The 13,439-nt window shown below is 46.3% G+C and carries 15 protein-coding genes; 6 read left to right on the top strand and 9 right to left on the bottom strand.

Annotated elements, in window-relative coordinates:
• Positions 1-2 precede the first annotated feature (2 nt).
• A complete protein-coding gene (locus LTAR_RS09085; protein WP_062421893.1) occupies positions 3-863 on the top strand; it encodes a glycosyltransferase in 861 nt (286 codons plus the stop codon).
• Positions 864-1,066: 203 nt separating this feature from the next.
• Here LTAR_RS09085 and LTAR_RS09080 read toward each other — a convergent pair whose 3' ends face one another.
• The gene (locus LTAR_RS09080; protein ID WP_062421891.1) at positions 1,067-1,402 is read right to left on the bottom strand and encodes an AzlD domain-containing protein; all 336 of its coding nucleotides are present in this window, start codon (positions 1,400-1,402) and stop codon (positions 1,067-1,069) included.
• Entirely contained in the window at positions 1,390-2,079 is a 690-nt protein-coding gene (locus LTAR_RS09075; protein WP_062421890.1) for an AzlC family ABC transporter permease, read from the bottom strand. The genes LTAR_RS09080 and LTAR_RS09075 overlap by 13 nt, the downstream gene beginning before the upstream one ends.
• Positions 2,080-2,212: 133 nt before the next feature.
• Between LTAR_RS09075 and LTAR_RS17025 the strand changes: the two genes are divergently transcribed.
• A complete protein-coding gene (locus tag LTAR_RS17025; protein ID WP_139044476.1) occupies positions 2,213-2,401 on the top strand; it encodes a hypothetical protein in 189 nt (62 codons plus the stop codon).
• 49 nt (positions 2,402-2,450) lie between these two features.
• Here the strand turns inward: LTAR_RS17025 and LTAR_RS09065 are convergent, their stop codons facing one another.
• Together LTAR_RS09065 and LTAR_RS17515 are read right to left on the bottom strand one after the other, a co-directional pair.
• On the bottom strand, positions 2,451-3,194 hold the full coding sequence (locus LTAR_RS09065) for a DAK2 domain-containing protein (protein ID WP_062421887.1): 744 nt from the start codon (positions 3,192-3,194) through the stop codon (positions 2,451-2,453).
• 12 nt (positions 3,195-3,206) lie between these two features.
• Complete coding sequence (locus LTAR_RS17515) at positions 3,207-3,716, bottom strand: LysM peptidoglycan-binding domain-containing protein (protein WP_062421885.1); 510 nt, start codon at positions 3,714-3,716, stop codon at positions 3,207-3,209.
• 115 nt (positions 3,717-3,831) lie between these two features.
• On the opposite strand from LTAR_RS17515, the gene LTAR_RS09055 reads away from it, so the two are divergent.
• Both LTAR_RS09055 and LTAR_RS09050 read left to right on the top strand, forming a co-directional pair.
• Complete coding sequence (locus tag LTAR_RS09055; RefSeq protein ID WP_139044474.1) at positions 3,832-4,659, top strand: hypothetical protein; 828 nt, start codon at positions 3,832-3,834, stop codon at positions 4,657-4,659.
• Between the two features lie 117 nt (positions 4,660-4,776).
• Positions 4,777-5,220 carry an HIT family protein gene (locus LTAR_RS09050; protein ID WP_201775971.1) on the top strand — a complete coding sequence of 148 codons (444 nt, stop codon included), beginning with the start codon at positions 4,777-4,779 and terminating at the stop codon, positions 5,218-5,220.
• A 25-nt stretch (positions 5,221-5,245) separates the two neighbouring features.
• Here LTAR_RS09050 and LTAR_RS09045 read toward each other — a convergent pair whose 3' ends face one another.
• Both LTAR_RS09045 and LTAR_RS09040 read right to left on the bottom strand, forming a co-directional pair.
• On the bottom strand, positions 5,246-5,968 hold the full coding sequence (locus LTAR_RS09045; RefSeq protein WP_062421881.1) for a CDGSH iron-sulfur domain-containing protein: 723 nt from the start codon (positions 5,966-5,968) through the stop codon (positions 5,246-5,248).
• 42 nt (positions 5,969-6,010) lie between these two features.
• Positions 6,011-6,970, bottom strand: a complete 960-nt coding sequence (locus tag LTAR_RS09040) for a potassium channel beta subunit family protein (protein ID WP_062421879.1) — start codon at positions 6,968-6,970, stop codon at positions 6,011-6,013.
• 383 nt (positions 6,971-7,353) lie between these two features.
• Here LTAR_RS09040 and LTAR_RS09035 point away from each other — a divergent pair, with 383 nt between their 5' ends.
• On the top strand, positions 7,354-9,396 hold the full coding sequence (locus LTAR_RS09035; RefSeq protein ID WP_062421878.1) for a diguanylate cyclase: 2,043 nt from the start codon (positions 7,354-7,356) through the stop codon (positions 9,394-9,396).
• Positions 9,397-9,401: 5 nt separating this feature from the next.
• On the opposite strand, the gene LTAR_RS09030 is transcribed toward LTAR_RS09035, so the two are convergent.
• On the bottom strand, positions 9,402-10,034 hold the full coding sequence (locus tag LTAR_RS09030) for an HAD hydrolase-like protein (protein ID WP_062421876.1): 633 nt from the start codon (positions 10,032-10,034) through the stop codon (positions 9,402-9,404).
• 143 nt (positions 10,035-10,177) lie between these two features.
• On the opposite strand from LTAR_RS09030, the gene LTAR_RS09025 reads away from it, so the two are divergent.
• The gene (locus LTAR_RS09025; RefSeq protein ID WP_062421875.1) at positions 10,178-11,218 is read left to right on the top strand and encodes a zinc-dependent alcohol dehydrogenase family protein; all 1,041 of its coding nucleotides are present in this window, start codon (positions 10,178-10,180) and stop codon (positions 11,216-11,218) included.
• 1 nt (position 11,219) lies between these two features.
• On the opposite strand, the gene LTAR_RS09020 is transcribed toward LTAR_RS09025, so the two are convergent.
• Both LTAR_RS09020 and LTAR_RS09015 read right to left on the bottom strand, forming a co-directional pair.
• Positions 11,220-12,593 (bottom strand): sensor histidine kinase, encoded by a 1,374-nt coding sequence (locus LTAR_RS09020; protein WP_062421873.1) that lies wholly within the window; start codon positions 12,591-12,593, stop codon positions 11,220-11,222.
• Positions 12,590-13,270, bottom strand: a complete 681-nt coding sequence (locus tag LTAR_RS09015; protein ID WP_236686596.1) for a response regulator transcription factor — start codon at positions 13,268-13,270, stop codon at positions 12,590-12,592. Before LTAR_RS09015 ends, LTAR_RS09020 begins: the two co-directional genes overlap by 4 nt.
• Positions 13,271-13,439: the final 169 nt, after the last annotated feature.

Genomic DNA, 13,439 nt, shown 5'->3' with positions numbered 1-13,439 from the left:
TAATGAAAATTGATATCATAATTTGTTCAAATCGTTCATCAGATACAATTAAAGCATGTTTAAATAGATTATTAAATATCTTACCTGAAGAAGTATCTATCATTGTCGTTCTCCCAATTAATCATCCGTTTCTGTCAAATATCAATATATATCATCCGCGAATTCGTTTTATTGGGGCATTAAGGGAGAATATTTCCTATCAAAGAAATCTTGGATTGAGTAACAGCACTGCAGAAATTATTGGATTTCTTGATGATGACACCATACTGCAAAAAGATCATGTAAAGAAAATAATAGATATTTTTTCGACTTCAAACTCGATAATTGGTATTGGAGGAAGAGTTGTAAATTACCAAAAAACTCCAACCATATTACATATATACAGAAAATTCTTTGGATTATCAATATCAACAAAAGATGGAACTTCCAACCAATTGAAATCAGGCTTTTTTAATTTTCCAGATGTTTCCATTTATCCAAAAGAAGTACAAGCTTTATGGGGCTGTTGCATGTGGTGGAGAAGAGACTACATAATCGATTGCCGTTTTAATGAACAATTATCGGCCTTTCAAGATATTGAATTCTCATACCAAGTGAACTATAAAGGCAAGTTAATCCTTATTGAGGATGCGGAATTTATTCATTTAAGAATGAAGGAAAATCGCTCTGAAATAAATAGACTATTTTCCCAAGTTAGTGCAGCAAAAAAGATAGCATTATCAAATAAATCTATTAAGTTCAGCTATTTATATTGGTGTTGGTCAATATTGGGATTGATTTTTTTATTTTTCATATATATGATTTCTCAAAATTCTTCATTATTTGCCGCTGAATACTCTGAGATATCAATACTTGATGGATAAACAGTACATACAAAAATACATATTTATGTACTTTAATTTGCGAATTCATTTCATTTTCCAATAAGGCTAGTTATAAAAAAGTTTTCTTTAAGGTGAATTCTTCATATTATCCAAAAATTCAAAAATTGAAATTTTCATGTATTCAAAATGCCAACTGATGGTTTATTTTTGTGAATTACAAACATTGATATCCATACCTCTTCTCAATGAATCATTGGTACTACCCATTGCAGCAACCACAGGATCACCATACCGGAAGCGATGGTGATGAACACATTGCGGGTTTTGAGGGCTATCACCGCCGCCAGCAGACCGGCGATCAGGCGCAGGTTGGAGAGTGAAAGTTGAACACTCCCATCCCTCACCAGCAATTCCGGGAAGACGATCGCCGAAAATACCGCCGGCGGTACTAGCCGCAGAACACGTACCCACGATAGCGGCATCTGCACATGCTGGAAAATCAAAATGAACGACAGGCGCATCAGATAGGTGGCCAGTCCGCCAATGATCAAAATCAGCCACAGGTTCAATGTGCCCATCGGTCAACTCCAACTCCGGCGGCAATCCCCAGCAGCGCCGCTGTGACCAATCCCAACTGGAAGGGCATTCCCCGCAGCAATATGGCCGCCACGCCGCCCACCACGGCAGCCGTTGCCGTGGACTTATCGCGGATGGACGGAACGGACAGCGCCAGAAAGGTGAGTGCAATGGTGAAATCCAGTGACCAGCTTGCCGGGATCTGTCCCCCGGCGAAAACCCCCACAGCCGTTGATGCCTGCCAGGTAACCCACAGTGCCATTCCGGCGCCGAAGAAATACCAGCCTTTGTGCGGCATGTCGGGATTCTGGTTGAAGCGTGTGACGGTCATGGCAAAGGCTTCATCGGTCAGCAGGTATGCCAGAAAGGTTTTCCAGCGGGTAGACAGGTTCTTGAAATGGGGAGCGATCGCCGCAGAATACATCACATGCCGCAGGTTGACCACCACGATGGAAAAGATGACTACCGAGGTCAGGGCACCGTTGGCGATCAACTGGGTGGCGGCAATCTGCGCGCTGCCAGAAAAGACGACGGAAGACATCAGGAAGGCCTGCAGCGGCGGTATCCCGGCCGTCACAGCCGCCAGTCCGTAGATCAAGCCGAAGGGTAATACTCCGAGCAAAATGGGGAGCAGGTCGCGTACACCGGCCAGAAATTGGGTGCGGGGAGAGGGTTCCATGATTATCGGCTGATTATACAGGAGGAATAACAGTGTGATGCCCTTTCGGAAAAACTTTCTCTCTCTCATCTTTACAGTATGGTTTTATGTGATATAGTAGATATACCTTATCTTTAATATCAGGTTAAAAACTATGACCCCATCCGAACCTGTTTGCCTGGTCTGCCAGGTCAGGCAGAATGAAGTACCACTGATTCAGTTGATCCATCAGAACAACGTCTACCATATCTGCCCGGAGCATTTCCCACTGTTGATCCACAGTCCCCAGAAGCTCGCCGGGAAACTGCCCGGAGCAGAAAAACTTCATCCACACGAGCATTAAATAAATGAAAAGTCCGGGGGATTGCCCCGGACTTTATTCTTGCATTCGCTTATTTTTTCGTCAATAGAGCACTCAGACCCTGCATCAGGGTTCCGGCCACCAGTTTTCCGGATTGCGCCCGGTAACCGCTGCCCGCCTGTGAACCGGCGATGACAGCATCCAACAGCGATGACATGGTATCTTGCCCTTGCTGCTGAGATTGCATGAATTCAAGTCCGGCAGCCAGGATTTGTTCAAGGCCAATGCCTCCGGCAGTGCCCGTCGATCCTGAAGGCTGAGCTGCAGACTGCCCGCCCAGCAGGCCGCCAAGCAACGAAGAGAGAGCGTCTGCCTGGGTATTTGCACCGGCGGCCGGTTGTGCCGGCTGTGCGGTTCCGCCGCCCAGCAATGAGCCCAGCAGACTGGCCATCGGATCACCGGATGCCTGTGAAGTGGATTGGGCTCCGGCAGCTGATCCCATCAGGGCGGTGATCAGCTGCATGGCATTCTCGCTGGTGATGGATTGTCCCTGCAACATTTCAGCAGCACGTGCCAATCCGTCGGCATATACCTGACCGCTGCCTGACTGGCAGTTTTGCCTCACCTGTTCACTGGCATATTCCAGTTGAGATGTCGGCGTTCCTTTTGGTTTTTCCTGCAACGCCTGGGTGATAGTGTTGAATACCGCCACCATGTTGTCGCCGTGGTCATTGTTTTCGGTGTCAGCTTTGTTCAATTGGCTCTGGTTTTTCGCCAATTCCTGGGCGACATTACCGAACAGTGATGCCAGGTTTACTTTCGTCTCTTTTGCCATAATACATTCCTGTCAGGGTTTGGGGATTTTCAATTCCTGTCCGGCTTTAATCATGCCCGGATTATCACCGATGATAGCTTTGTTGGCTTCGTAAATTTTCATCCAAGATTCACGAGTGGAGCTCTTGTAATACTTGAGAGCAATGCCGCTCAAGGTTTCACCGGCTTCCACTTTATGCGTGGTGAGAACTTCAGCTGCCTTCTGGGCTTCCAGCATGGCTTTAATCTGTTCGTTGCGGGCTTCGACTGCTTTCTGATTGGCTTCAACAGCCGCTTTTTGTTCGGCCTCCTTCAATTTTGCCTGTGCTTCGGCAGCCGCTTTCTCGGCTGCTTCTTTCTGGGCTTTCAGGTTGGCTTCTGCCACGTTTCGGGCATTTTCTTCAGCCGCTGCTTTAGCCCGGGCTTCTGCTTCAGCCTTTGCCTGTGCCTCAGCGGCTGCTTTAGCTGCGGCAGCTTTTTCATCGCGATCGGTCAGCGCATCAATTGCCTGATCAAGAATACTCTTCTTTTGTTCGGGTGACATAATGGACCTTTCCACAAAACGGATTTGTATGACCATTATACAGATTTATATGATTCGCACCAATCCAGTCATAAATGGTTCAATATGGAAATCCTGTGCAGGATATAATCATCTCATGAAGAGAATTCAGCCGGTTTTGATTTTTCTCGTTCTATTGACTGCCTGCTCTCCAACGCAAGGTCTGATTCCATCTGTCGCGCCGTCCTTCGCAGAATCTAAAGCCACACTCACCCCTATTCCCCTGCCAACACCCACTGATACTCCGCTTCCAACGTTAGACCCGTCCACTCTACCAACATCCTGCCTGGATACTTCAATGGCAAATGAAATTGTAGAAGGCTGGCTGCAGCGGGAAGGATTCCCCACGCTTAAAGCGGCCTGGGAGAAATTTAAGGAAGATTATGGCGAAACCAGCCTGACTTCTTCAACTACCGATTACAACGATGAATTTGCGCATGCCGTCACCTGGCAAAAAATGCTGTTGGTAGGCGAATATCCCTTCCAGATAAAACTTTCGGATCGTCCAGGGATCGGTCACTGTTCGGTATTGATCTATCAGGGGGGTATTGGTCCGGAAGTCTCTTTAGGAATTACCGATGCTGCCCTGGGTGGTGAATGGAGCGGCTATGCCTCTGGTATGGTCACAACCGAAGAAGGCACCCGGGCGTATCTGGCAGATCGTATCGGAAAAGCTGTCACGGTGAGATATATGGTTTCACAGAATCCCCAGGATGTTGGATTCTCTCGTCCCGGGTTTTTCAGCCCTATCATGCAGCGGCTTTGGCAGGGCAGTTATTACACGCGCATTCCCACCGAAATCAACCTGTTGAAAGGATTGGTCGGTCAACCGCGCGGACCGAGTATCCGGGAGATGATGAATGTAGCCGGTACATTGGAAGGGTATGGAGTATTTCTGGAGTACATTGTCGATTTCATTCCCTGATTTTTTGAAATAAGTGATTAAAGTCACCCCCTTTCATCAAAAAATGAGGGTTTTAATTATGTTAGAATAATCAACACGATGGATCACATCTGGTCTCCCTGGAGAATGAAATATATTATGAACCACGAACACAAGGGTGGCTGCATCTTCTGTGATGCGTTGGAATGCTCCGATGGGGTTGAAAACCTGATCGCTTACCGGGGGAAAAGAGCTTTTGTCATTTTGAACCGTTTTCCATACACCAGCGGCCATCTGATGGTTGTTCCTATTGAACACAAACCTTCCATGGAAGATCTGGATACGGAAACGCTCACCGAGATAATGGTGCTGGTGAATAAGTCTCTAAAAATTCTTCGAATGGTGTATACACCTGAAGGATTTAACGTAGGAAGCAACATCGGCAGTGTAGCCGGAGCCGGTGTGGCCAGTCATGTCCATTTCCATATTGTCCCCCGATGGGGAGGCGATACCAATTTCATCACTACCACGGGCATGGTGCGTGTGATCCCCGAAGAGCTCAGCCAGACATACGAACGTATTTGTCTGGCCTGGAATAAATAATTTCTCCTTTTGTAGTGCTCTATTTTTATTTTATCTTTGCTGATTCCAAACAACGATGAACACCATCGCATAAGGGTTTTTTTCTGGAAGCACCGCAAGAGCATAGGGTCACCCGGTTACGTATTTCAAACGGCTTGCCATCTGACCGCTCGATGGGAATATTTCCGGTAACCCAGAAAGCAGAACGTACAGGTCCATCACTGTTGATATCTATCGTCACTGCAATCTGCTGTGGCAGGTCAGGTTCTATGTCTGGTTCGTTTTCTTTCATGGCATATGTATATGCCCCGGCCGGGCAGCGTTCGATCATGGCGATTATTTCAGCCCGCACAGAAGGTTCATCTGTACGAAACAGCATTTCTTTAATATTAGTCAGACGATTGCCGCAAAACCCCGATTCCATGCACAGGTGATTATCCAGCTTGACGACAATCCCTGAGCCGCCGGGAAGAATCTCTTTGCGGTCTTCAAAGGTATCAGTGGCTGCGGTTTCAGTCCCATCAAAACCGATCTCGCAATGGGTGGATCCATCGCAAAATGGCCATTCCGTCGAATGTCCGCATCGGCAAAGGTAATACACATCGCCGGTTTCAAGATGTTCACCCGTTTTCCAGGTCAGCGGCTCCCCATATTCAGAGACTACCTGGGTTTTGTAAACCAGTGGAATACCGCCTTCCACTCGAATTGGGCCGTCAGCTTCGATGACGATACGTTTCCGGGCATGCAGTCCATCTTTTGATTCCAGCATCAGATACCAACCTCATTTGTTTGAATATATTTCTTTACGTGTTCACGATAAAGCTTCTTCAATTTTTTTCATAACATCTGGAGTGAGCTTTTGAACCACGGATAACGCTTTCATATTCTCATGGATTTGTTCCACGCGACTGGCGCCTGTGATCACCGTACTCACATTGGGATTCTTCAAACACCACGCCAGTGCCATTTGTGACATGGTCACCCCAAGACCAGCGGCAATGACCTGCAACTTTTTTACTTTGGATATACCATCCTGGTTGGTCAGTCGGTTTCGCAGCCATTCAAAACCAGGCAAATCTCCCCGCGATCCTTCTGGAATGCCATTGTTATACTTCCCCGTCAATAAGCCGGAAGCCAATGGGCTGAAGGTGGTGGCACCGTATCCATAATCTTTAAACAATCGGGCATATTCCACTTCAAAGCGGGTGCGATTGAGCAGGTTGTACTGCGTCTGCTCCATGACAGGTTTATGCAGGTGATGCTTTTCGGCAATTTCAATGGCAGCCATGATCTCAGCGGCCGACCATTCAGACGTGCCCCAGTACAAAGCTTTGCCCCATTCCACGATATTATGCATCGCCCAGACGGTCTCTTCAATCGGTGTATGTGGATCCGGTCTATGGCAGTAAATGAAATCGACATAATCCATGTCTAGCCGTTTCAGGGAATTGTTAATCCCTTCAATCAAATATTTTCGGTTAAGGGTATTCTTTTCATTGACCGATTCGTTAATCCCAAAAAAGAACTTGGTCGAGATCAAGTAGCTTCCACGCCGCCAGCCGAGTTTTTTCAAGGCAGACCCCATAATTTCTTCTGACATGCCATTCGCATAATTCTCAGCATTATCAAAGAAATTAACCCCCACGTCATATGCCGCTGACATGGCTTCTACCGCCGAATCAACACCGATCTGGTTATGGAACGTTACCCATGAACCCAGCGAAAGAGCACTCACCTGAATTCCAGAACGTCCGAGATGTCGATATTCCATCCAATCACCTCCTGTAATGAATAAACAGGTACAAATTGATTGTATCATTCTGGTGCCTGATCAAACTTCCGGGAGTTCGTTTTCATCTTTTTTGGCATGAGAGAATTTTTGATGTAAAAAAATGAAGATACACTCCAACCTTTCGATAAGACCGACTTTTGACCCGTATTTTTCCATAAATGTAAATATAGCTCTTTACTATATCGGATTATTAAAGTCCTTATTATCATTAATTTATTATTTAGTTGCTTTTAACTTGTAATAAATGAAAAATGGAAGGAAGATGAAAACATCAGCCTTTTCCCCGATTACTTATCCTACAATATGTATCACGTTATAATTTATCCATTCATCATGTCAAACCAAAAGGGGATGGAAAGGTTTTGATCAATTGGAATTTCAACCCGTACGCGCTTAGTTTGATTGGCACCGGCGTCTTTTCAATGGTCGTGGCCATTCAGGTGTTTTTACGCTGGAAAAACAGAGAGTCCCTTCTTTTAGGTTTCGCCATGGTACTCATCGCAGAATGGAGCTTCTTTGTAGGGTTTGAAAGCGCGGTTCAAGACCAGATACTAAAAGTGCTTTTTGCTAAATTCAGCTATTTTGGGGTGTTCAATTGCCTTCCACTTTTCTTCCTGTTTGTTACAAGATACTTCAGAATCGGGCCCCAGATGACGCGTACACAATTAGCCCTGTTATGGGCCGTACCAATCTGCGTGATCTTGTTGGCGGCAACCAATGACTACCATCATTTAATCTGGTCGGGGTTTGTTACTCCCCCGGACTCGCCCTATGACACGCTGGTTTATTTACGCGGTCCGTTGTACTGGCTCGGGTTGATTTACAACTATCTGATTCTTCTGGTAATGTCTGTCATTGTCACCAGGCAGTATCTTGCCACACGACTATCTATCCACAAAAGTCAATCCTTGATTTTTGTCCTAAGTATTCTTCCGCCTTTACTGGCGAATATTCTATATGTCCTGCGGATTCCGCTGATAAAGAATCTGGATATCACTCCCATCGGCTTTTTCCTGAGTGGATTGCTCGTCTTTGTCGCTTTAAATAAATACCGTCTGTTGGAAATTGCGCCGATTGCCAGAAGCATGCTTTTTGATAATTTGGCGGAATCGCTTGTGGTTGTCGATGGCCAAAATGCCATCGTCGATATTAACCGGAGTGGTCAGCAGCTTTTGCGTTACCCGCAGGAAAATTGGATGGGTATCAACCTGGAAGAAGGATTGATTAATATTCCCGGACTTCAATACAAGATGAGCATGAAAACCGGATTTCATCTGGAATCCACTCTGGAATCCTCACAAACATTAGAAATTGACGGTCAATTGATTACAGATGAAAATAGGGGATTTGCCGGTTGGCTTTTAGCCATTCGAGATATCACTTCAAGGAAAAAAACAGAAAAAGTTGAAATTGAACGACGGCTGTTTGCCGAAGCACTGCGTGATGTTTCAATGGCTGTCAACAGCACCTTGAACTTGAATGAAGTCCTTGAACGAATTCTTTCGAGTGTGTTTGAATTCCTTCCCTGTAATATGGCTAACATCTTGTTAATAGAAAATGGTGTGGCTCATGTGGAAATCTTTCATGGATATATCAGCCCTGAAGAAATAGACTGGGTAAAGGCAGCCAAATTCAAGGTTGAGGAAGTAGAAAATTTGAAGAAAATGTATGAAACCGGCCAACCCATGTTTATTCCCGATACCCGTAAAGTAGATTACTTTACCAATCCAAATGTGTTGAGCTATCTGGGAGCACCAATCAGGGTAAAAAACAAGGTCATCGGTTTCCTCAACCTGGATTCTAATAAAGCCAATGTCTTTAATTCCAATGAAGAAGCTGACCGTTTAATTGCCTTTGCAGATCTTGCGGGTATTGCCATTGATAATGCCCGTATGTATCAAAAAATGGAAGAAAATGCCATCATTGATTCCCTCACAGGCATCAATAATCGAAGAAGTCTCCTTCAAGCCGCCGAAAAGGAATTCGAACGATCACGCAGACATAATACGCCAATCTCTATAATAATGTTGGATATCGACAACTTTAAACTGATTAATGATACCTGCGGCCACCAGGCTGGCGACTCTGTTCTGGCAGATGTTGGCAAGGTTCTGGCTGCATTTATCCGAAAGATCGATACAGCAGGCCGTTATGGTGGAGATGAATTTTGTATCCTTCTGCCAGATACTACATTGATAGAAGCCCGGGCTGCCGCCATCCGCCTGCTGGATGAATTTCACCAGATCAAAGTTCCCGGTGTCAGTCATGATAATTATTTACAGGCCAGTCTTGGGGTAGCCTGGAAAGATGAAAATACCGCCACCCTGGAAGATCTTTTAGTCAGAGCAGACCAGGCTATGTATCAGGCTAAAAAACGCGGACGCAACCGGGTGGAAGTATTATGAGTTGATTACAAACCCGTTAAAACAGCCCGAATATCATTGACGGATTTAAAAAGATGATTAGGTTGTAACGATGCGAAGGCATCTGGATCTGTATATCCCCAGGTTACAGCGCCAAAAGGTATTTTCGCTTTTTGGGAAGCTTCCAGATCGCGGATCTCATCGCCAATACTGATGACTTCTGACGGATCAATTTTGAATTTTCGTAATACACGCTTGAACCGCCCCTTTTTTCCAAAGATGGAACTGCCGCATTCAAAATGCGAAAACAGACTGGAGGTTTCCCTACCTAAAACCCGAACAACATTTTCATACGAATTGGAACTAACGACAACAAGGATAATGCCCAATTCTGCCAGGTCTTTAAGTACAACGTCAATTCCCTCAAATAATTGGACTTCATGAATATTTTCAGACATTTGCCTGTTCACATTCCGGCCGATAATAGGTAATTTCCACATAGGAAAATTGAAATGTTCAATGACCTGACGGGTATGCAGTTTTCGTAATTCTCGCAGGTCATCTGCGTTTACCCGTTGAATATGATATTGGTCAGCCAGAGAATCGAGTATGCTAAGAATAAAGGGGAAAGAATTAGCCAATGTGCCATCAAAGTCAAAAATCGCCAGTTTATATTTCATGCGTTCAATTCCCCAGTAATGGTAACCCGGAATGCGATATTTTACTTTAGAATAAGCCTGCTATTACAATGATTGTAATAATAATGCGACATATTTGAGATTATCAATCCATTAAAAACTCGTTAAATTGACAGGAGAAAATCATGCGCGCTGTAGTTATCGAGAAATTTGGTCAACCTGTTTCAGTTCAAACGGTGCCAGATCCCGTACCCGCCGAAACTGGTGTCGTTATAAAAGTAAAAGCGACCGGTCTATGCCGCAGCGATTGGCATGCCTGGATGGGGCATGATACCGATGTGGTTCTACCGCATGTTCCCGGGCATGAACTGGCCGGGGAAGTGGCGGCGGCGGGAAAAAATGTGCACAACTGGAAGCCTGGTGACAGGGTTACCCTGCCTTTTGTCTGTGCCTGTGGTGTCTGCCCGCAATGCCAGTCTGGCAACCAGCAGGTCTGTGATCACCAATTCCAACCCGGGTTCACACACTGGGGTTCATTTGCTGAATATGTAGCCATTGACCGGGCAGATGGCAACCTGGTTCGCCTACCCGAATCGATGGATTACGTCACAGCCGCCAGTCTGGGCTGCCGGTTTGTCACATCCTTCCGGGCTGTCGTGGAACAGGGCAAGGTGGCAGCCGGTCAGTGGGTGGCCGTTCATGGCTGCGGCGGTGTGGGGCTTTCCGCCATCATGATCGCCAGTGCCGCCGGTGCCAATGTGGTGGCCATTGATATTGCCGATGACAAACTCGACCTTGCAAAATCCATCGGTGCTGCCGCCGTGATTAATTCAAAGAACACACCCGATGTTGTAAATGCAGTAATGGATATTACCAAGGGCGGCGCGCATGTCTCCATTGATGCCCTCGGAAACCCGACCACCTGTTTTAATTCGATTGCGAATCTCAGAAAGCGCGGGAAACATATCCAGGTCGGCTTGATGCTGGGCGGCCAGAATCACCCGGCCATTCCCATGGATAAAGTGATTGCCCGTGAATTGGAAATCCTTGGCAGCCACGGTATTCAAGCACACAAATACCCGCAGCTCTTTGAATTGATCGAATCTGGCAAGGTGGACCCATCAAAATTGATCGGCAAGACCATTACGCTTGAAGAAGGCGCTGTCGCTTTGACAGAGATGGACAGCTTCCAGGGTACTGGCGTGAAAGTGATTGACCGGTTTTAAACTAATCTACCGCCGGTAAATTAAATCCGACCACCAGACCGCCATCTTCACGATTGGCGGCCCATATTTTTCCGCCCTGGATCTCGATAAATTGCCGGGCTATAGCCAATCCCAAACCGGCTCCTCCCGATTCCCGTGACCGGGATTTCTCCCCTCGCCAGAAACGGTCAAATATATGTGGCAGGTCTTCGTCAGCGATACCGGGCCCGGTATCGCTGACGGTCACTTCGGCACCATGTTCCAACGAGCGGGTCTGAACCACAACCTCTCCCCTTTCTGGTATATACCGGATGGCGTTGCCCAGCAAATTATCCATCACCTGACTGATGCGCTGCGGATCAGCCTTAACTTCTGGAATTGTCGCATCCGGATGAAATAAAACGGTGATTTTCTTTTCAGATGCTTCCGTTTCAAAATCACTGATAGATTTCCGACACAGGATATTTAGATCAACATGCAGGAAATTAAATTGAAGCTGGTTTGAATCTGCCTGTGCCAGCATATCCAGATCGTTGATCAGATGCTCCAGACGTACTGTTTCAGATAAGACCGGTTGAATATGGGCTTTGTCAGCAGGGTAAATCCCATCCATCACGCCCTCCAGTTTGCCCTGAATGATGGCCAAAGGTGTGCGTAATTCATGGGCAATATCTGCAATCAAATTACGCTGTTCGCGATCATTCTTTTCCAGTGTTCCAGACATCTGATTGAAACTCTCTGAAAGAACCATCAGATCATCGGGACCCTGCACTTTTACCCGTGCCGACAAATTACCGGATGCGACCGCTCGTGATGCCGCAATCACTTCGGCCAACGGATTTATCAACCGTTGTGACAGCAATAGACCAATGATCACTGTAAGAATGGCCAGAAATATGGTCATCGTACCCAATGGCAAAATCAGGGAATTCAAGGCGTCAAAACCTGAAGGCAGCCGTGTGACCACCAGTGTGCCTATTTGTCTGTTCTGAAACAGAATCGGAACAGGGGTATCCTCTGGCTGAGGAAAATACGGTTGTCCGATCCTGGGAGAATCGATCTGGCCATGATCGATAAGAATTTTCCCCTGTTGATCCAGAAGAATGCTATCCCTCCATTCATTCTGATCCATACTAACCGGGTCGTGTGAACCCGATGGGATTAAAGTCTGAATACCTTCCCAGCTTCCCCGGCCCTGATAATAGGCTTCCAGCACATTAGACAGCATTGGTCGAAATGGGGGGTAATAATTCGATACCCGATAAAACAAAAAGAATAAAGCACCCAGCACAAAGATCAGGATTAAGGCAATCACAGATACAAACGATTGCAATAGTAAAAGAAACAATCGTTTCCGAATCGCTGCGGCGGCAGAAGAAATATCAGACTGATTCATTCGACGTATTTGTATCCAAATCCATGCACCGTGATAATGTGCCGTTCACCTAATTCTTCACGGTCAATTTTGCGCCGTAGATTGCGGATATGTGAATCGATGGCGCGCTCATAACTCTCAAAAGAAACACCCCGGGCGGCACTCAGCAGGTCACCCCGCGAAAAAATTTCGCCCGGCCGGCTGCTTAATTCGGCCAGGATGTCAAATTCCGTGGGAGTCAACGAAACCTCACCCCACGGCAGAATAGCCCGGTAATGGTCGCGATCAAGCTGCAGGGCGGCTTTTTGAAAATTTTTATCTCCCTGACCATTACCCGCCCGTCTTAATACTGTCTGTATACGCGCCACCAGTTCGCGGGGGCTGAATGGCTTGGTCAGGTAATCATCAGCACCTGATTCCAATCCTTCCAGTTTATCCAATTCCCTGTGACGGGCTGTCAGGATGATTACCGGTTTCGAACTTTTCTCCCGGATCCGACGGCAAATTTCCATCCCGTCCATACCGGGGAGCATAAGATCAAGCACCACCAGGGATGGGTTTGCTTTCCAGACCAGGTCAAATCCGCTTAATCCATCAGCAGCAGAAATCACAGAGAAACCGGCTGCCTGCAGGTAATCACGGCAAATTTCAACGATCTGCTGCTCATCTTCTATGATCAGGATTGTTTTTTCCATCATTCTTCATCATTATCCCATAGACCTGAAATGTGAAGGTTTATGGAGACTTTTCTCCACAATTCTCGATATTTTCTTCATGGATTCTTTATGCTGGCATTCTTAAGATAGAAAGTAACCCATCACGGATTACCTGAACGAACCTTCCTGTGTTTGGATCTTCCCAGGGTAA

The sequence above is a fragment of the Leptolinea tardivitalis genome, assembly GCF_001050275.1.
Taxonomy (GTDB): domain Bacteria; phylum Chloroflexota; class Anaerolineae; order Anaerolineales; family Anaerolineaceae; genus Leptolinea; species Leptolinea tardivitalis.
This window is presented reverse-complemented; position numbering and strand designations above follow the sequence as displayed.

What these genes read in the sequence shown, in the direction of transcription:
- LTAR_RS09080 (WP_062421891.1), bottom strand. Translation starts at nt 1,402, where the DNA reads ATGGGCACATTGAACCTGTGGCTGATTTTGATCATTGGCGGACTGGCC.
- LTAR_RS09025 (WP_062421875.1), top strand. Translation starts at nt 10,178, where the DNA reads ATGCGCGCTGTAGTTATCGAGAAATTTGGTCAACCTGTTTCAGTTCAA.
- LTAR_RS09085 (WP_062421893.1), top strand. Translation starts at nt 3, where the DNA reads ATGAAAATTGATATCATAATTTGTTCAAATCGTTCATCAGATACAATT.
- LTAR_RS09065 (WP_062421887.1), bottom strand. Translation starts at nt 3,194, where the DNA reads ATGGCAAAAGAGACGAAAGTAAACCTGGCATCACTGTTCGGTAATGTC.
- LTAR_RS09050 (WP_201775971.1), top strand. Translation starts at nt 4,777, where the DNA reads ATGAACCACGAACACAAGGGTGGCTGCATCTTCTGTGATGCGTTGGAA.
- LTAR_RS09020 (WP_062421873.1), bottom strand. Translation starts at nt 12,593, where the DNA reads ATGAATCAGTCTGATATTTCTTCTGCCGCCGCAGCGATTCGGAAACGA.
- LTAR_RS09040 (WP_062421879.1), bottom strand. Translation starts at nt 6,970, where the DNA reads ATGGAATATCGACATCTCGGACGTTCTGGAATTCAGGTGAGTGCTCTT.
- LTAR_RS09075 (WP_062421890.1), bottom strand. Translation starts at nt 2,079, where the DNA reads ATGGAACCCTCTCCCCGCACCCAATTTCTGGCCGGTGTACGCGACCTG.
- LTAR_RS09030 (WP_062421876.1), bottom strand. Translation starts at nt 10,034, where the DNA reads ATGAAATATAAACTGGCGATTTTTGACTTTGATGGCACATTGGCTAAT.
- LTAR_RS09045 (WP_062421881.1), bottom strand. Translation starts at nt 5,968, where the DNA reads ATGCTGGAATCAAAAGATGGACTGCATGCCCGGAAACGTATCGTCATC.
- LTAR_RS17025 (WP_139044476.1), top strand. Translation starts at nt 2,213, where the DNA reads ATGACCCCATCCGAACCTGTTTGCCTGGTCTGCCAGGTCAGGCAGAAT.
- LTAR_RS09015 (WP_236686596.1), bottom strand. Translation starts at nt 13,270, where the DNA reads ATGATGGAAAAAACAATCCTGATCATAGAAGATGAGCAGCAGATCGTT.
- LTAR_RS17515 (WP_062421885.1), bottom strand. Translation starts at nt 3,716, where the DNA reads ATGTCACCCGAACAAAAGAAGAGTATTCTTGATCAGGCAATTGATGCG.
- LTAR_RS09055 (WP_139044474.1), top strand. Translation starts at nt 3,832, where the DNA reads ATGAAGAGAATTCAGCCGGTTTTGATTTTTCTCGTTCTATTGACTGCC.